Annotated in this window: 19 protein-coding genes; 12 read left to right on the top strand and 7 right to left on the bottom strand. The window is 54.3% G+C overall.

Annotated elements, in window-relative coordinates:
• The 6 genes from rng to csrD all read right to left on the bottom strand — a co-directional run bounded on the left by rng (position 1) and on the right by csrD (position 6916).
• Positions 1 to 1470: a ribonuclease G gene (gene rng, locus KUE00_RS10300; protein ID WP_246759783.1), complete on the bottom strand. Its 1470-nt coding sequence runs from the start codon at positions 1468 to 1470 to the stop codon at positions 1 to 3.
• Positions 1460 to 2053, bottom strand: a complete 594-nt coding sequence (locus tag KUE00_RS10295) for a Maf family protein (protein WP_246759781.1) — start codon at positions 2051 to 2053, stop codon at positions 1460 to 1462. Before KUE00_RS10295 ends, rng begins: the two co-directional genes overlap by 11 nt.
• Before the next feature lie 8 nt (positions 2054 to 2061).
• Positions 2062 to 2550, bottom strand: coding sequence for a rod shape-determining protein MreD (mreD, locus tag KUE00_RS10290; protein WP_246759780.1), 489 nt, complete (start codon positions 2548 to 2550; stop codon positions 2062 to 2064).
• A complete protein-coding gene (mreC, locus tag KUE00_RS10285; protein WP_246759778.1) occupies positions 2547 to 3545 on the bottom strand; it encodes a rod shape-determining protein MreC in 999 nt (332 codons plus the stop codon). Before mreC ends, mreD begins: the two co-directional genes overlap by 4 nt.
• 64 nt (positions 3546 to 3609) lie before the next feature.
• Positions 3610 to 4653, bottom strand: a complete 1044-nt coding sequence (gene mreB / locus KUE00_RS10280; protein ID WP_003855260.1) for a rod shape-determining protein MreB — start codon at positions 4651 to 4653, stop codon at positions 3610 to 3612.
• A 313-nt stretch (positions 4654 to 4966) separates the two neighbouring features.
• Entirely contained in the window at positions 4967 to 6916 is a 1950-nt protein-coding gene (gene csrD, locus KUE00_RS10275; protein ID WP_246759776.1) for an RNase E specificity factor CsrD, read from the bottom strand.
• Positions 6917 to 7099: 183 nt separating this feature from the next.
• Between csrD and acuI the strand changes: the two genes are divergently transcribed.
• The 12 genes from acuI (at position 7100) to lpxP (ending at position 18117) form a co-directional block, all read left to right on the top strand.
• Positions 7100 to 8107, top strand: a complete 1008-nt coding sequence (acuI, locus tag KUE00_RS10270; protein ID WP_246759775.1) for an acrylyl-CoA reductase (NADPH) — start codon at positions 7100 to 7102, stop codon at positions 8105 to 8107.
• Positions 8108 to 8526: 419 nt separating this feature from the next.
• Positions 8527 to 9534 carry a protein-methionine-sulfoxide reductase catalytic subunit MsrP gene (msrP, locus tag KUE00_RS10265; protein WP_246759773.1) on the top strand — a complete coding sequence of 336 codons (1008 nt, stop codon included), beginning with the start codon at positions 8527 to 8529 and terminating at the stop codon, positions 9532 to 9534.
• On the top strand, positions 9534 to 10133 hold the full coding sequence (gene msrQ / locus KUE00_RS10260) for a protein-methionine-sulfoxide reductase heme-binding subunit MsrQ (protein ID WP_246759772.1): 600 nt from the start codon (positions 9534 to 9536) through the stop codon (positions 10131 to 10133). The genes msrP and msrQ overlap by 1 nt, the downstream gene beginning before the upstream one ends.
• Before the next feature lie 225 nt (positions 10134 to 10358).
• Positions 10359 to 10811 (top strand): type II 3-dehydroquinate dehydratase, encoded by a 453-nt coding sequence (gene aroQ / locus KUE00_RS10255; protein ID WP_246759771.1) that lies wholly within the window; start codon positions 10359 to 10361, stop codon positions 10809 to 10811.
• A gap of 21 nt (positions 10812 to 10832) precedes the next feature.
• On the top strand, positions 10833 to 11306 hold the full coding sequence (accB, locus tag KUE00_RS10250) for an acetyl-CoA carboxylase biotin carboxyl carrier protein (RefSeq protein WP_246759769.1): 474 nt from the start codon (positions 10833 to 10835) through the stop codon (positions 11304 to 11306).
• Between the two features lie 14 nt (positions 11307 to 11320).
• Positions 11321 to 12670, top strand: coding sequence for an acetyl-CoA carboxylase biotin carboxylase subunit (gene accC / locus KUE00_RS10245; protein WP_246759768.1), 1350 nt, complete (start codon positions 11321 to 11323; stop codon positions 12668 to 12670).
• Positions 12671 to 12737: 67 nt separating this feature from the next.
• Positions 12738 to 12974 carry a YhdT family protein gene (locus KUE00_RS10240; RefSeq protein ID WP_246759767.1) on the top strand — a complete coding sequence of 79 codons (237 nt, stop codon included), beginning with the start codon at positions 12738 to 12740 and terminating at the stop codon, positions 12972 to 12974.
• Positions 12971 to 14398 carry a sodium/pantothenate symporter gene (gene panF, locus KUE00_RS10235; RefSeq protein ID WP_246759766.1) on the top strand — a complete coding sequence of 476 codons (1428 nt, stop codon included), beginning with the start codon at positions 12971 to 12973 and terminating at the stop codon, positions 14396 to 14398. The genes KUE00_RS10240 and panF overlap by 4 nt, the downstream gene beginning before the upstream one ends.
• Positions 14399 to 14426: 28 nt before the next feature.
• Complete coding sequence (gene prmA / locus KUE00_RS10230) at positions 14427 to 15308, top strand: 50S ribosomal protein L11 methyltransferase (RefSeq protein WP_246759765.1); 882 nt, start codon at positions 14427 to 14429, stop codon at positions 15306 to 15308.
• 400 nt (positions 15309 to 15708) lie between these two features.
• Positions 15709 to 16674 (top strand): tRNA dihydrouridine synthase DusB, encoded by a 966-nt coding sequence (gene dusB, locus KUE00_RS10225; protein WP_414148008.1) that lies wholly within the window; start codon positions 15709 to 15711, stop codon positions 16672 to 16674.
• Positions 16675 to 16698: 24 nt separating this feature from the next.
• On the top strand, positions 16699 to 16995 hold the full coding sequence (gene fis, locus KUE00_RS10220; protein WP_000462905.1) for a DNA-binding transcriptional regulator Fis: 297 nt from the start codon (positions 16699 to 16701) through the stop codon (positions 16993 to 16995).
• A 201-nt stretch (positions 16996 to 17196) separates the two neighbouring features.
• Positions 17197 to 18117, top strand: coding sequence for a kdo(2)-lipid IV(A) palmitoleoyltransferase (gene lpxP, locus KUE00_RS10215; protein WP_246759762.1), 921 nt, complete (start codon positions 17197 to 17199; stop codon positions 18115 to 18117).
• Here lpxP and KUE00_RS10210 read toward each other — a convergent pair.
• A partial coding sequence (locus KUE00_RS10210; RefSeq protein ID WP_246759761.1) for a hypothetical protein occupies positions 18114 to 18326 on the bottom strand: 213 nt, incomplete at its 5' end. The genes lpxP and KUE00_RS10210 overlap by 4 nt on opposite strands.

The following is an 18326-nucleotide window of genomic DNA, read 5'->3' as shown; positions in this document are numbered from 1 at the left end:
TTACATCATGACGACGTCAAACTGCTCCTGAGTATAGAGCGGTTCAATCTGTACTTTCACCTGCTTGCCGACGAATATTTCCACTTCCGCCAGCGCGTGCGATTCGTCAGTTTTCAACGCTTCTCCTACGGAAGGTGAAACGTAGACCAGAAAACGGTCCGAATCGTAGGCGTGATGCACGCGGACGATTTCGCGCATGATTTCGTAGCAGACGGTTTCTACCGTTTTCAGCGTGCCGCGCCCTTTACATACCGGGCAATCCTGACACAGCACGTGCTCGATACTTTCCCGCGTGCGCTTGCGGGTCATTTCTACCAGGCCCAGCTGCGAAAAGCCGTTGATGCCGGTTTTGACCCGATCTTTACTGAGCGCCTGCTCCAGCGAGTGCAGCACGCGGCGGCGATGCTCTTCATTATTCATATCAATAAAGTCGATAATGATAATGCCGCCGAGGTTACGCAGTCGCAGCTGGCGGGCAATGGCCTGGGTCGCTTCGATATTAGTATTAAAAATGGTTTCATCAAGGTTGCGGTGGCCAACAAAGGCACCGGTATTGATGTCGATGGTGGTCATCGCTTCAGTTTGATCGATGATCAGGTAGCCGCCGGACTTCAGCTCTACCTTGCGATCCAGCGAGCGCTGAATTTCGTTTTCCACATCAAACAGGTCGAAAATAGGCTGCTTGCCGGTGTAAAGCTCCAGCTTTGCCGTCATTTCCGGAATGTATTCGCTGGTGAATTCGACCAGATGTTCCCACGTCAGGCGCGAATCGATGCGGATGCGGTCCAGCGCGGCACCGGCAAAATCGCGCAGGATGCGCTGCGACAGCGCCACTTCGCCATAGAGACGGCAGCGGGTTTTATTACGTTTTTTGCGCTCGAGAACCTTGGTCCACAGCCGCTTCAGAAAGGCGGCGTCGGAAGCCAGCTCCTGCTCGCCCACGCCTTCAGCCGCGGTACGAATAATGTAGCCGCCCAGCTCATCGCAGTAGCCCGATACCACCGATTTCAGGCGTTCGCGCTCGGCTTCGCTTTCAATACGCTGCGAAACACCCACGTGCGATGCGCCTGGCATAAAGACCAGATAGCGTGAAGGCAGCGTAATATCGGTGGTCAGCCGCGCGCCCTTGGTGCCCAGCGGATCTTTCACCACCTGCACCATTAAATCTTGCCCCTGGCGCACCAGCTCGGAGATATCGCGTACGGAGAAGTTTTTGCGCTCGTCGCCTGCGACGCACTCGGTATGCGGCATAATGTCAGAAGCGTGCAGAAAAGCCGCTTTTTCCAGACCGATATCGACAAAAGCGGCCTGCATGCCGGGCAGAACGCGGCTAACGCGGCCTTTATAAATGTTGCCGACAATGCCTCTGCGCGCTTCGCGTTCGATATGAATTTCCTGCAGGATGCCGCCGTCGATCCAGGCCACACGTGTTTCTGAAGGGGTAATATTTACCAGTAATTCAGCCGTCATCTTGTTCCCTTATCTCGCGCAGAGCGTGAAAATGGCTCAGCAGCTCAGCCGTCTCCACCAGCGGCAATCCCACCACGGCGTGATAGCTTCCGTTGATTTTTCTGACAAAATTTCCGCCGAGCCCCTGAATTCCATAGGCACCGGCTTTGTCCATCGGCTCACCGCTGGCGATATAAGCGGCGATATCTTCTGCGGTCAAAATACGGAAGGTCACTTCGGTTATGACCAGACAATCAAGCTGCCGCTGGCGGTCTGCCAGCGCAATAGCCGTCATCACCACGTGTGTCTGGCCAGAAAGCTTAGCCAGCATGGCCGCTGCCGCCGCTTCATCCGCCGGTTTTTCCAGTACTTCGTTATTTAATACGACGATGGTATCCGCGCCAAGAACGGGCAGATCCTGTTCGGCGACCGCCACGCCAGCCAGCGCTTTCTCATTGGCCAGGCGCATTACGTAGGCGGCGGCCGCTTCTTCCGGCCGCTTCTCTTCTGCAACCTGCGTACTCAGGCGTTCAAAACGCAGGCCAAGCTGCGTTAGCAATTCGCGACGGCGGGGAGAACCAGAAGCCAGATAAAGGGATAGCATAATCTTCCTTATTGTACGGCAAACTGGCGGCGTATTTTTCTCATCAGTAAGAACAGCCAGGGCCACAGAATACCGTCTATGATGCCGCTCCAGAAAATTTCCGGACGGAACGAGACGTTAATGACTAAAAATTCCGCCCAGAAGACGATGACGTCCATCGCCAGCGACAGCACCATGACCATCAGCGCCTGCTGCCAGAGCGCGAGGTTGCGGAAAAGCTGAAACTTAAACGCGACCAGATAGGCGACAATGCTGAAGGCCAGCGCCCGCACGCCCAGCGTCGAGCCGGAAATCAGATCCATTATAGATCCCATCACAAAGCCCGTACCGACATTCACGCGATGCGGTAGCGCAAGTACCCAGTAGATCAGAATCAACAGTAGCCAGGACGGCCTGAACATATAGAGTTGTTCAGGCCAGGGCATGATTTGCAACACCAGCGCGACCAGAAACGAGAGCCAGATGACCCAGCGTCCGTGGCTGCGATAGCTGCTCAAGGCTGGCCTCCGCGAGCAGGCGCGGCCTGGCTGGCGGCAGGCGTTTGCTGCGCGCCCGGTGATGGCGGGCCCATTAGCTCGCTGGCGGCCGGCAATACCTGCGGCATCATCTGCATCAGGCGTTCGTTGGCGACGCGGTGAACTTCATCCGGCGCCATCGGCATGGTGCCGTTACGATCAGCGCCCCACAGCAGTAGCAGATAGCGCAGTCTCTGTAGCCCTGCGGTTGGATGGGCCTGAATAACGGTGTAGGCGCGCTGCGTGTCGAGTTTTACAGAAGAAACCACGCCGACCGGATAGCCTTCCGGGAAACGCCCGCCCAGGCCGGAAGTGACCAGCACATCCCCCGGACGAATATCGGTGTTGCCTGGCAGATGCTCAAGCTGCAAATCTTCCGTACAGCCGTTACCCGCCGCAATTACGCGGATGTCATTACGCAGTACCTGGATAGGCAGCGCGTGTGAAGAGTCGCAGATCAGCATCACGCGGCTGGTGATTTTGCCCACGGCAACCACCTGGCCTACCACGCCTTTATCGCTGATCACCGGCTGGCCTTCATACACGCCGTTTACGCTGCCCTTATCGATAACCACCTGGTCGGTATAGGGATCGGTGCCGGTTGAAATCACCTGAGTGACCATTTTGTGCTCGTCCTGGCGCAGCGGCGATCCCAGCAGCTCGCGCAGGCGCGCGTTTTCCTGCTTAAACTGACCAAGCATCAGCAATTCGCTGTTTTTCAGCATCAGCTCGCGCTGCAGAGCTTTGTTTTCCAGCTCCAGCTGCTGACGAGAAGCCAGCGTTTCAGAAACGCTGTCCAGAATCTGGCGTGGCCCGTTGGCCAGAAAATAGAATGGGCTGACCGCCGTATCCATATAGGTGCGGATCTGGCTAAAAGCGCCCATGCGGCTGTCGGCGATAATGACGCCTACCGCGACCACAACTGCCAGAAACAGACGTAATTGCAGGGAGGGTCCCCTGCTGAAGATTGGCTTCATAAACTCGGCGTAGTCCTCGACATCATTAACAAGGCGCGCGGCAGCCGCACGCCTTCAGGGCTGATTATTCTTCGCTGAACAAGTCGCCGCCGTGCATGTCGATCATTTCCAACGCTTTACCGCCACCGCGTGCAACGCAGGTTAACGGATCTTCGGCAACCACGACCGGGATGCCGGTTTCTTCCATCAGCAGGCGATCGAGGTTACGCAGCAGCGCACCACCGCCGGTCAACACCATACCGCGTTCGGAGATGTCGGAAGCCAGCTCTGGCGGACACTGTTCCAGCGCAACCATCACCGCGCTAACGATGCCGGTCAGCGGCTCCTGCAGCGCTTCAAGGATTTCATTGGAGTTCAGCGTAAAGCCGCGCGGCACGCCTTCTGCCAGGTTACGACCACGCACTTCGATCTCGCGTACTTCGTCGCCCGGATAAGCAGAACCGATTTCGTGCTTGATACGCTCTGCCGTCGCTTCACCGATCAGCGAGCCGTAGTTACGGCGCACATAATTAATGATAGCTTCGTCAAAGCGGTCGCCGCCGATACGTACAGATGAAGAGTAAACCACGCCGTTAAGAGAAATAACCGCGACTTCAGTCGTACCGCCACCGATATCCACAACCATTGAACCGGTCGCTTCAGAAACCGGCAGGCCTGCGCCGATTGCCGCCGCCATAGGTTCTTCAATCAGGAAAACTTCACGTGCGCCTGCGCCCTGAGCGGATTCGCGGATAGCACGGCGTTCAACCTGAGTCGCACCAACCGGTACGCACACCAGCACGCGCGGGCTTGGGCGCATAAAGCTGTTGCTGTGAACCTGCTTGATAAAGTGCTGCAGCATTTTTTCGGTCACAAAGAAATCGGCGATAACGCCATCCTTCATTGGACGAATAGCCGCGATGTTGCCAGGCGTACGCCCCAGCATCTGTTTAGCATCATGCCCGACTGCCGCGACGCTCTTTGGCGAACCGGCACGATCCTGACGAATGGCGACGACGGAAGGCTCGTTCAGAACGATGCCCTGTCCTTTCACATAAATCAGGGTATTGGCAGTACCCAGGTCGATGGACAAGTCGTTGGAAAACATGCCACGGAATTTTTTAAACATACTGAAGGATAATCCTGCTAGCTGGGGGCGGAAAATAAAATCCGCTTACTTTACCAACCACACGAAGCAGCGACAAGGCGCAAAAACGCTCTGCTTCGGTGAAAAATCACGCTATCTCACGCCTGAAACACAACCCCAAAAGCCAGGCCGACAAACTGCCCGTATTCAGGCGTCGCGCGCATATTTTAAGGCTGCTGTACGGACATAACGTACATAAAATTTTACATATTTGGACGCTGCTTCATCGTCCGTCAACCGTAGCCGGCACCACAGCCGCGCGGGTATTCTACGTGAAATCCGGCTTAACGGCAGACTAAACTCGATATCTTTGCGAATATTTTTTTGCATCACCTGTTAACAACTGCGATGCAGCAATAAAATCGCCCTGGCCGCCTGCAATACCCAGTTTTTTCAGGGTTTGCCATTCGCTGCGGTTTTTAACCCCGGCAGCAAAAATCCGGGTAGGCTTTCCTTTACAGCTTTCCAGCAGGCTCTGCACAAAAAGCTGGTTCTCTTTCCGCCGATCGATATTGCGTACCAGCCCCGGATGCAGCTTGATCAGCTCCGGCTCAACTACTCTGATATAAGCCGTGCTGACCAGCGTTAGCCCGGCCTGATTGATCACAATCCGGCAACCAAATCCCTTCAATAAATGAAAGGCCCTGTGCAGGCGGCTGATGTGTTGACCTACATCTGCTTCCGCAAGTTCAAATAAAATACGATTTCTTTGTAATTTAGTGCATTGCAGTAGCATATCGCGTAGCCAAACCTGAAAAGGCCGCTGTAGCAGCGCATCGACCGTTAGCGGGATAGCCATGCTCTCTTCCGGTAACGCTTTAATCAGGGCCAGGATACGGCTGACCAACAGGCGGTCGTGGCTTTCTGCCATGCCGAGCTGCTGGACCAGCGGCAAATATTCCGCCACCGAGACCTCCGTTTCGCCATCAAAAATGCCCGGCATGATTTCACGGTGATGGACTTGTCCTTCCTGAGTGACGGCAGGCTTCTGGTATAAACGCGGGCCGCCACGGTGGAGCGTATTTTCCAGCAGCGTGCGCCATTTGACGCTGCCGCGGCTGAACTCCTGCTGCGGCGTTTCGCTAACCGACCAGTTGTTACCGCCTAAAAGCGCCGCGTGCCGCGTGGCCAGCTCGACGCTTTCCATTACCTGCTGGGTGGTCTGTCCGCTGTGCCAGGGAGTGATGCCTATATGGATCATGTCTTCGCGATCCAGCATGCGGGTCGGCGGCAAAGCGTCTACCGCATTAATAAGCTGCGAGGCGATACTGTCGGCGTCTTTCAGGCTGCGATGAGGAAGGAGTAAGGCAAAGTCGCTACGGAAATAGCGGGCAAGCAGCGATCCCGGATAGCGCATAACAAAGGTGGACAGTAAGTTGACCAGGCTGAAGAGGTAATCCTGTACCTGAGAATGCCCCCAGTTATCGCGCAGCGTGTCCAGATCGGGCAGGCGAATCATCATCACCATGCCGTGCGCGCCGGTGGTTTCATTGTTTTCCAGCAGCGTCGCCAGCTGGTTATCAAAGAACAGCCGGTTGTAGAGGCCGGTCATGGGATCCTGAGCAGCAAACGCGCGGATTAGCGTATCGACGCGATTGCGCTGCTCGCCCGCTTCCAGCAGATCGCCCAGCAGCAAATCCAGCGCGCTGCTGGCTTTTGGCGGCCACTCCTGTACGGCCCCCTGCTTTACCGTCTCCCTTTCACCTTTAAGGATCCTTTCCGCGCGGATTTCCAGGCGCTCCATGCCTTCAAGCTGTCGGTATAGCCAGCGATGCGTCAGAGAAAGGATGAGCGTCAGCAGCCCAACAAGCAGCAGTGCCAGGCTTAATATTGACGCACCGGTGAAAGAGGTGAGCCAGGTTTTCGCCATGTCTATCCAGACAATATGCAGAGTGTAACCGGGGTGCTGTTTCAGCCTGATGGTACTTTCGCGGTAGCGGTTCGGCTCATCTTCCAGCAGCGCATCCTGTTGGCGGGCCACGCTTGCGGCAGGTCGGTTCTCTTCCTGAAACGTCACGCGAATGACCCGTAACGGCCCCATTACCCTGGGCAGCCATTCAGCAATCTGTGCTGGCGTTTGCTGCTCAAGCGCGAGGTCGACATCTTCGGCCATGGTTTGCAGCCGGTGTTCGGCACGTAAATCGCTGAGGTAATAGAAACTCATGACGCCACACACCAGCATAACAAGCATGACCAGCGCGCTGACAAAAGTGATGAGGGCGGAAAGTTTAGTGGTTAATCGCATCCTTGTGCTCTTTGACTGCCGTTAAAGAAACGCCGTGAATCATCCTGCAAGGGTTCACGATGACTATTTCCGCAAAGGGGTTCGCACGCCTTTCTGTATTTTTAAAAAATATTATGTTCTGCCGCGAGTATAGTGAGGTCAGGCTTTAATTATACCTTTGCGATTCATTTTCAGGAGATTCTCATGCAGGCACTTGTTCTTGAGCAGTCCGAAGGCAAAACCCGGGCAGAAGTTAAGCATATCAGCGTAGACACCCTGCCGCCCGGCGAGGTGACGGTCGATATTCACTGGTCAGGACTGAATTACAAAGATGCGCTGGCGATTACCGGTAAAGGCAAAATCATCCGTCAGTTTCCTATGGTGCCCGGCATCGATTTTTCCGGCACGGTTCGCCACAGTGAAGATCCGCGTTTCCATGCTGGCCAGTCGGTACTTTTGACCGGCTGGGGCGTGGGTGAAAATCACTGGGGAGGCCTGGCGGAACAGGCCCGGGTGAAAGGCGACTGGCTAATCCCCATGCCGGAAGGCCTGGATGGACGCAAAGCGATGATTATCGGCACGGCCGGATTAACGGCAATGCTGTGCGTGATGGCGCTGGAAGAAGGCGGTCTCGTACCACAAAGCGGTGAGGTCGTGGTAACGGGTGCCAGCGGCGGCGTTGGCAGTACGGCGGTATCACTGCTTAGTTCGCTGGGCTATCAGGTTGTGGCGGTCAGCGGTCGTTCATCAACCCACGACTACCTGCGCCAGCTGGGCGCCAGCGAAATTTTGCCGCGTGACGCTTTTGTTGCCGACAGCCGTCCGCTGGAAAAACAGCGCTGGGCGGGTGCCGTCGATACCGCTGGCGATAAAGTGCTGGCGGGCGTGCTGGCGCAGATGAATTATGGCGGGGTAGTCGCAGCCTGTGGCCTTGCGGCAGGTTTTGCCTTGCCGACAACGGTGATGCCTTTTATTTTACGTAACGTTCGTCTTCAGGGCGTGGATTCAGTGACGACGCCGCTTAATCGCCGCCTTGAAGCCTGGAAAAGGCTAACGAAAACCCTACCTGACGCTTTCTATCAGCAGGCCACCAACGAAATCACGCTGGCGGAAGCGGTAGCCAGCGCGGAAAAATTGCTTAACAGCGAAATAACCGGCCGCACGCTGGTTAAAATTAACCAGGCCTCTTTTACTCCGGCGCACGCTGATTAAAACTAACCAGAGCTCTTTTACTTCGGCGCACGCTGGTTAAAACTAACCAGGCCTCTTTTACTCCGGCGCACGCTGATTAAAACTAACCAGAGCTCTTTTACTCCGGCGCACGCTGGTTAAAACTAACCAGAGCTCTTTTACTCCGGCGCACGCTGATTAAACTTAACCAGAGCTCTTTTACTCCGGCCGCCCTTTTGCTGCCGGAGTAGTTGTCTTTACATTTATCAGCGGTTTGTTTACCCGTTACCCCAGCATCATTTTACTTTCTTAACGTTAACATAACTCATTACACTTACCTGAAGCTCAAACTGTTCACGGACCTGATATCCTCATTCGCATACGCTTTTTTCTGCCTGCTGATTCGCTCAAACCGGATTTATTGGTCATGCTAAAGAGCGATCGATTCTGGAGACTCTGTAATGAAGCCCGTTGATAAACTCACTGAAAATGATGTAACGCCTGAGACCATTTTTAATGCCGAGCGCCGCCAGGTGATGAAGGCGTTGGGTATCAGCGTGGCTGCCCTGTCGATTCCCACGGCAAAAGCTGATGTGCTTTCGTGGTTGCAGGGAAAAGGCAAAGAGAGTCCAAAAGCGCCAGCGGGTAAACCGCTTGATTTCAGCAAGCCCGCGCAATATCAGGCCAGCCTGCCGTTGACGCCGGAAGATAAAGTCACCGGCTATAACAACTATTATGAGTTTGGTCTGGATAAAGCCGATCCGGCTGCCAATGCGGGATCGCTAAAAACCACCGACTGGAAGATTGAGATCGGCGGTGAAGTAGCGAAGCCCATGACGCTGGATATGGACGATATCTTTAAGCGTTTTCCGCTGGAACAGCGTATTTATCGGATGCGCTGCGTGGAAGCCTGGTCGATGGTCGTACCCTGGATTGGTTTTGAACTGGGCAAGCTGTTAAAGGCGGCGGAGCCCACCAGCAATGCACGCTATGTCGCTTTTCAGACTCTCTATGCGCCGGAAGAGATGCCCGGTCAGCGCGATCGCTTTGTTGGCGGCGGCATCGATTATCCCTATGTAGAAGGGCTGCGGCTGGATGAGGCGATGCATCCATTAACCATGCTGACTACCGGCGTGTATGGCAAAGCGCTGCCGCCACAAAACGGCGCGCCCATCCGCCTTACCGTACCGTGGAAATATGGTTTTAAAGGCATCAAGTCGATCGTAAAAATCACGCTGGTTAAAGAGCAGCCGCCGACCACATGGAATCAGCTGGCCGCGAATGAATATGGTTTTTACGGCAACGTTAACCCGCATGTCGATCATCCGCGCTGGTCTCAGGCTACTGAACGCTTTATCGGCTCTGGCGGGATCCTGGATGTTAAACGCCAGCCTACTTTATTATTCAACGGTTACGGCAGCCAGGTTGCCTCGCTCTATAAAGGGTTAGATCTGCGGGAGAACTTTTAGTGCGCCTGACGATTAAACAGATTACCGGTCTGAAAGTTCTGCTGCATCTTGCCGGTTTTTTACCCTTTCTCTGGCTGATTTTATCCATTAACCAGGGCTGGCTGAGCGCCGATCCGGCAAAAGATATCCAGCATTTTACCGGCAGAATGGCGCTGAAGTTCCTGCTGGGCACCTTGCTGGTAACGCCGCTGGCGCGCTATGGCAAGCAGCCGCTGCTTATTCGCGTTCGCCGACTGCTTGGCCTGTGGTGCTTTGCCTGGGCCACGCTGCATTTGGTTAGCTATGCGCTACTTGAGCTGGGCATTGATAATCTGGGCCTGCTGGGTTCCGAACTGATCTCCCGGCCTTATCTCACGCTGGGCATTATCAGCTGGTTTATTCTGCTGCTGCTGTCGCTGACTTCTTTTCAGAAAGCGCAGAAGAAGCTGGGGAGAAACTGGCAAAAGCTGCATAACGCCATTTATATCGTGCTGATCCTGGCCCCGATCCACTATCTGTGGTCGGTAAAAACCTTTTCGCCCCAGCCATGGATCTATGCTTTTATCGCGCTCGTCCTGCTGCTGTGGCGCTATAAAAAATTCCGCGGCTGGCGGCGATAAACTGTGCGCCGCTCCGCATATCTCGCTATTACCGCGCGCTTTATCTGCAGTTGCTGGATTATCTTCGCTGATACGACCAGTATTTAGCTGCTAATTGCGTTGAAATCGTTATAATGCCCGGTTTTAAACCTGCGGACAGGCCAAATTTCACCTTCGAAGGTGACAAATGGCGTTTCGCGTTGTATTTTGTGCGATGCCTCAATTATCGCAGGAGATAGCAGCAAGATGACCGACAAGTTTCACATACTGCTTTTGAACGGTCCAAACCTGAACCTCCTTGGCACACGCGAGCCGGAGAAGTATGGCAGCACGACCCTTCTCGATCTCGTCAGCATGCTGAACACGCAGGCTGAAGATCTCCACGTGAAGCTGAGTCATCTGCAGTCCAATGCGGAACATGCGTTAATTGACCGCATTCATGAAGCGAAAGGCAATGTCGATTATATCGTCATTAACCCGGCGGCTTTTACGCATACCAGCGTTGCGCTTCGCGATGCCCTGCTTGCAGTGAGCATCCCGTTTATTGAAGTGCACCTGTCTAACGTGCATGCCCGCGAACCTTTTCGCCATCATTCTTATCTTTCTGATATTGCTGCTGGCGTAATCTGTGGACTTGGCGTCGACGGTTACTCCTGGGCTTTACAGACGGCGGTAAAACGCCTGTCACAATCTAATTAAACAGAGTACGGAACCACACTAATGGATATTCGTAAGATTAAAAAACTGATCGAACTGGTTGAAGAATCAGGCATTGCTGAACTGGAAATTTCTGAAGGTGAAGAGTCCGTTCGCATCAGTCGTTCCCCAGCCAATCCGGGCTATCCGATGATGCAGCAGGCCTATGCTGCACCAATGATGCAGCAGCAGCCTGCCCTGGCTACCGCCGTTGCACCTGCCGCTACGCCTGTGATGGAAGCGCCTGCCGCTGCCGAGATCAGTGGTCACATCGTACGTTCACCAATGGTCGGTACTTTCTACCGCACGCCAAGCCCGGACGCGAAAGCCTTTGTCGAAATCGGCCAGAAAGTTAACGCTGGCGATACCCTGTGCATCGTTGAAGCGATGAAAATGATGAACCAGATCGAAGCCGACAAGTCCGGCGTGGTAAAAGCGATTCTGGTCGAAAGCGGTCAGCCAGTTGAATTTGACGAGCCGCTGGTAGTCATCGAATAACGACGAGGCGAACCATGCTGGATAAAATTGTAATAGCTAACCGTGGTGAAATTGCGCTGCGTATTTTGCGTGCCTGTAAAGAACTGGGCATCAAAACCGTCGCCGTGCATTCAAGCGCGGACCGCGATCTGAAACACGTGCTGCTGGCGGATGAAACCGTTTGTATCGGCCCGGCACCTTCCGTAAAAAGCTACCTGAACATCCCTGCCCTGATTTCCGCTGCGGAAATTACCGGCGCGGTGGCGATTCACCCTGGCTACGGCTTCCTGTCTGAAAACGCCGATTTTGCCGAGCAGGTTGAGCGCTCCGGCTTTATCTTTATCGGCCCGAAAGCCGACACCATTCGCCTGATGGGCGACAAGGTGTCCGCTATCACCGCGATGAAGAAAACCGGCGTGCCAACCGTACCGGGTTCTGACGGTTCGCTGGGCGACGACATGGAGAAAAACCGCGCCATTGCTAACCGCATCGGTTATCCGGTGATCATCAAAGCCTCTGGCGGCGGCGGCGGTCGCGGTATGCGTGTTGTGCGCCACGACAAAGACCTGGAGCAGTCCATTAACATGACGAAAGCGGAAGCCAAAGCGGCTTTCAATAACGACATGGTTTATATGGAGAAATTCCTGGAAAACCCACGTCACGTGGAAATCCAGGTGCTGGCTGATGGTCAGGGCCACGCGGTCTATCTGGCTGAACGCGACTGCTCAATGCAGCGTCGTCACCAGAAAGTCGTGGAAGAAGCGCCAGCGCCAGACATTAGCGAAGAACAGCGCCGCTTTATCGGCGAACGCTGCTCGAAAGCCTGTATTGATATCGGCTATCGCGGCGCGGGCACCTTCGAGTTCCTGTTCGAAAACGGTGAGTTCTACTTCATTGAAATGAACACCCGTATTCAGGTTGAGCATCCGGTAACGGAAATGATCACCGGCGTTGATCTGATCAAAGAGCAGCTGCGTATCGCTGCCGGCCAGCCGCTGTCGATCAAACAGGAAGATATTGTTATTCGCGGACATGCGGTTGAATGCCGTATCAACGCCGAAGATCCAAATACCTTCCTGCCAAGCCCTGGCAAGATCACGCGCTTCCATGCGCCCGGCGGGTTTGGCGTGCGTTGGGAATCTCATATTTACGCTGGCTACACCGTACCACCGTATTATGATTCCATGATTGGCAAGCTGATCACCTATGGCGAAACGCGTGAAGTCGCGATTGCCCGCATGAGGAATGCACTGGCAGAGCTGATCATTGACGGCATCAAGACTAATATTGAGCTGCAAATGAAGATCATGGATGACGAACACTTCCAGGTGGGCGGCACTAACATCCATTATCTGGAGAAAAAACTCGGCATTCAGGAAACCTGATTTGTCTGAGGAATGAAAGGAAGGCCGGTCTGACCGGCCTTTTTCTTTGCCTGTTCCGGGAGGAAAAATGGAAAAACGCTTTGTGCAGGCGCATCGCGAGGCCCGCTGGTCGTTCTGGCTGGCGGTGGCCTATCTTGCCGCCTGGTTTCTGGCGGCGCTGTCGGGTGATAACCAGCCCGGCCCAACCGGCCTGCCCCACTGGTTTGAAATGGCCTGTCTGCTGGTACCGCTGCTGTTTATTTTCTTTTGCTGGCTGATGATAAAACGCGTGTTTCGTGATATTTCCCTGGAGGATGCGCCATGAAGCCGGGGGTTATTGTACCGTTAATCGCCTATCTGCTGCTGGTTGCCGCGCTGTCTGTCTATGCCATGCGTAAACGCCGCGAAGGCAGCTTCCTGACCGAATATTTTCTTGGCAGCCGGTCGATGGGCGGCTTTGTGCTGGCCATGACGCTAACGACCACCTATATCAGCGCCAGCTCGTTTATCGGCGGTCCCGGCGCGGCCTACCATTACGGGCTGGGCTGGGTGCTGCTTTCAATGGTTCAGGTGCCGGCCGTCTGGCTGTCGCTGGGCATTCTGGGCAAAAAGTTTGCTATTCTGGCCAGGCGCTACAATGCCGTCACGCTGAACGATATGCTTTTTGCTCGCTACCGCAGCACGCTGCTGGTGTGGTTCGCCAGCCTGAGCCTGCTGATTGCCTTTGTCGGTGCGATGACCGTGCAGTTTATCGGCGGCGCACGGCTGCTGGAGACGGCGGCAGGCATTCCTTATGATACCGGCCTGTTAATTTTCGGCGGCGCTATCGCATTCTATACCGCTTTTGGCGGCTTTCGAGCCAGCGTGCTGAACGATGCTTTGCAAGGCCTGGTGATGCTGCTCGGCACTTTTATTCTGCTGTTTGCCGTGATCCATGCCGCGGGCGGTATGCACAGCGCGGTACAGAAGCTGGAGCAGATTAATCCCCAGCTGATTTCGCCCGGCGGCGTGGATAATATCCTTAGCCCAACTTTCCTGGCCTCTTTTTCCGTGCTGGTCTGCTTTGGCGTTATCGGGCTGCCGCATACTGCCGTTCGCTGTATTTCCTATAAAGACAGCAAGGCTGTGCATCGCGGGATTGTGCTTGGCACCATTGTGGTTGCCGTACTGATGTTCGGGATGCACCTGGCTGGCGCGCTGGGACGTGCGGTTATGCCCGATTTGAAGATCCCTGACCTGGTTATCCCTACGCTGATGATCCACGTTTTGCCGCCGCTGGCTGCGGGGATCTTTCTTGCCGCGCCGATGGCGGCGATTATGTCGACGATCAACGCACAGCTATTGCAATCTTCCGCCACGATCGTGAAAGATCTGTTTTTACGCGTGCGTCCGCAGCAGATCGATAATGAGCCGCTGCTGAAAAAGATCTCGGCGGCCGTCACGCTGGTGCTGGGCCTGCTGCTGCTGCTGGCGGCCTGGAATCCACCCGACATGCTAATCTGGCTTAATCTGCTGGCTTTTGGCGGCCTGGAAGCGGTGTTTCTGTGGCCGCTGGTGCTGGGCCTGTACTGGGAAAAAGCCAACGCTGCCGGCGCGTTGAGCAGTATGGTTAGCGGCGCAGGCTGTTATACCCTGCTGGCCAGCTTATCGCTGCAGCCCTGGGGCTTTCACCCCGTGGTGCCGTCGCTGCTGCTTAGCCTGATTGCTTTTGCAATCGGCAACCGTTTTGGCCGTCCTCAACGGCCATAGCCTTTTTGTCTGACTAAAGAGAATCGCAATGCCCTGGATACAAATGAAGATCAACACCACTGGCGCACAGGCTGAAGAGCTGGGCGATGCGCTGATTGAGAACGGGGCTGTCTCGGTCACGTTCCAGGATACGCACGATAATCCGGTTTTTGAGCCGCTGCCGGGCGAAACCCGCCTGTGGGGCGATACCGATGTGATCGGCCTGTTCGATGCAGAAACCGAGATGCAGGACGTGATTGCCGGTCTGGAACAACATCCGCTGCTCGGCGCCAGTTTTCATCACAAAATTGAGCAGATTGAAGATAAAGACTGGGAGCGCGAGTGGATGGAAAACTTCCACCCGATGCGCTTCGGTCAGCGTCTGTGGATCTGCCCAAGCTGGCGTGACGTGCCGGATCCGCATGCGGTTAACGTGATGCTCGATCCCGGCCTGGCTTTCGGCACCGGCACGCATCCAACGACGGCGATGTGCCTGAGCTGGCTGGACGGTCTGGATCTGGCGGGCAAAACGGTAATCGATTTTGGCTGTGGCTCCGGCATCCTGGCTATCGCGGCTCTTAAGCTGGGCGCGGCTAAAGCTATCGGAATTGATATCGATCCGCAGGCCATTCAGGCTAGTCGCGACAATGCCGAGCGCAACGGCGTATCGGAACGTCTGTCGCTCTATCTGCCCCATGAGCAGCCTGACAACCTGAGTGCGGATGTCGTCGTCGCCAACATTCTTGCCGGCCCGCTGCGCGAGCTGGCCCCGCTTATCAGCGTGCTGCCGATATCCGGCGGTCATCTGGGGCTTTCCGGCGTGCTGGCCAGCCAGGCAAGCGGCGTTTGCGAAGCCTATGAGGACAAGTTCACGCTTGATCCTGTGGCGGAGAAAGAAGAGTGGTGCCGCATCACCGGCATACGCCGCTAATCAACGAATTTAGCCGATAATGCTCGCCTGTCGCCTGCATAAGGCGCTTAAGCAAGTCATTAATCGTGCAATCCGGCCTTTACATGCGCGGATTATCGTCGAATAATTGACCGGGCACTGGCAGAATCGAGGCGGACACGGCGGTATCAGGCGTGTTTTTCACGCAAGATACCGTTATTTATAGTGTTAAGTTTGTCACAGAAAAAGAAAAATATTTGTTCATAATTTAGCCTTTGATATTTAACCTGTTGTTTAATATTAATATTTATCAAGTAAGCTAATCGCGTAACCTTGTGGTGACTCTTTTTACGCGAAATTGTTCAAAGTTTGGCCTTTCATCTTCTGAAAAAAATGCGTAATATACGCCGCCTTGCGAACACACTATGGTCACTTTTTTTTCATGCGCATAGGAAACCACCAGCTTCGCAATCGCCTGATTGCAGCACCAATGGCCGGAATTACCGACAGGCCTTTCCGGACGCTTTGTTATGCAATGGGCGCTGGTATGACCGTATCGGAGATGCTGTCGTCAAACCCGGAAGTCTGGGCCAGCGACAAATCACGACTGCGTATGGTACACAGTGATGAGCCCGGTATTCGTACCGTGCAGATTGCCGGTTGTGACCCTGAAGAGATGGCTGAGGCCGCGCGCATTAACGCTTTATCGGGTGCGCAGGTTATCGATATCAACATGGGATGTCCGGCTAAAAAGGTGAATCGTAAAATGGCGGGCTCGGCCCTGCTGCAACACCCTGAACTGGTGAAGTCTATCCTTTCAGCGGTAGTTAATGCGGTAGATGTGCCCGTCACGTTAAAGATTCGCACCGGCTGGGACACGGATAACCGCAATTGTGTTGAGATTGCCCAATTGGCTGAACGTTGTGGCATTCAGGCCCTGACCATCCACGGACGCACTCGCGCGTGTTTGTTCAACGGCGAAGCTGAATATGACAGCATTCGGACAGTTAAGCAGAATGTCTCTATTCCCGTTATCGCGAACGGAGACATTACTGACCCGCATAAAGCCAGAGCCGTACTCGACTATACGGGGGCTGATGCCCTGATGATAGGACGTGCGGCTCAGGGAAGACCGTGGATCTTCCGGGAAATCCAGCATTATCTGGACACTGGGGAGCTGCTGGCACCAATGCCACTGGCTGAAGTAAAGCGCTTGCTTATCGAGCACTTACGGGAACTGCACGACTTTTATGGTCATCGCAAAGGATACCGTATTGCCCGGAAGCACGTCTCCTGGTATCTCCAGGAGCATGCCCCAAACGACCAGTTTCGGCGCACATTCAACGCCATTGAGGATGCCAGCGAACAGCTGGAGGCGTTGGAAGCATACTTCGAAAAACTTGCATAATAGAAATAAAGAGCTGACAGAACTATGTTCGAACAACGCGTAAATTCTGATGTACTGACCGTTTCAACCGTTAACTCCCAGGATCAGGTGACCCAAAAGCCTCTGCGTGACTCGGTCAAACAGGCACTGAAGAACTATTTTGCTCAACTGAACGGTCAGGATGTTAATGACCTGTATGAGCTGGTTTTGGCTGAAGTAGAACAGCCTCTGTTGGACATGGTGATGCAATATACCCGTGGCAACCAGACCCGTGCAGCCCTGATGATGGGTATCAACCGCGGTACGCTGCGTAAGAAACTGAAAAAATACGGCATGAACTAAGGTTTCGGTTCATTGTGACGGAGGCGCTACGTACTGTTAGCGCCTTTTTTAATGTCTGCGATTTACACAGAATCGTCTGGCTTGTGTAAATATCAGACGTTAATCTCAACTTCTCGTCGATGTCGTTGTCCTATCCTCTGTATCGCTGCGGATTAACTTCTTTATGCGCTACATCTTCCATGCACGCATAAAGAGAGACATATGAAGGAATCTCCCCGCTTTACCCGCAACATGATGCATCCACGTTACTGGACAACATGGGCCGGACTGGGATTACTGTATTTACTGGTGCTGCTGCCTTTTCCAATGCTGCAAAAACTGGGCACATGGATGGGCCGCACATCAATGCGTTTTCTGAAACGCCGTATTCGTATTACTCGCCGCAATCTGGAGCTGTGCTTTCCGGATATGCCAAAAGAACAAATTGAGTTGAGCATTGTGCGCAACTTTGAGTCGCTGGGCATGGGACTGCTGGAAACCGGTATGGCCTGGTTCTGGTCCGATCGCCGCGTTAAGCGCTGGTTTACCGTTAACGGCCTGCATAATTTGCAGGCCGCGCAAAAAGAAGGCCGAGGCGCGCTGATTATCGGCGTACATTTTATGTCGCTGGAGCTGGGTGGCAGAGCAATGGGCCTCTGTCAGCCGATGATGGCTATGTATCGTCCGCATAACAACAAGCTGATGGAGTGGGTGCAAACCAAAGGCCGTATGCGTTCCAATAAGGCGATGATTAACCGCCGCGATTTACGCGGTATGGTGCAGGCATTGAAACAGGGTGAAGCGGTCTGGTTTGCTCCCGATCAGGACTACGGCCCTAAAGGCAGCGTGTTTGCACCGCTGTTTGCCGTCCCTCAGGCTGCCACGACCAGCGGTACCTGGATGATTGCTCGCATGGCTAAACCAGCAATGATTACCGTAGTGCTGATCCGTAACGAAGACGGAAGCGGCTACGAGCTGGTGATTCAGCCCGAGCTAAAAGAGTATCCGATTGAGGATGAGCAGCAGGCCGCTGCCTATATGAATAAAGTTATTGAGGGCGAAATTATGCGTGCGCCGGATCAGTACATGTGGCTGCATCGCCGCTTTAAAACGCGTCCCGATGGCGCTCAGCCGCTCTATTAACTCTCCGTAACGCTTTTACTGAAGCCAGCCTCATCGGGCTGGCTTTTTGCTGCCTCTGCTTCTGCCTCTGCTTCTGCCTCTGCTTCTGCCTCTGCTTCTGCTTCTGCTTCTGCTTCTGCCTCTGCTTCTGCCTCTGCTTCTGCTTCTGCTTCTGCTTCTGCTTCTGCTTCTGCTTCTGCTTCTGCTTCTGCTTCTGCTTCTGCTTCTGC

The organism is Erwinia phyllosphaerae, assembly GCF_019132875.1.
Taxonomy (GTDB): Bacteria; Pseudomonadota; Gammaproteobacteria; order Enterobacterales; family Enterobacteriaceae; genus Erwinia; species Erwinia phyllosphaerae.
Note: the sequence above shows the minus strand (reverse complement) of the source record. Positions and strands in the feature narration are given on the sequence as shown.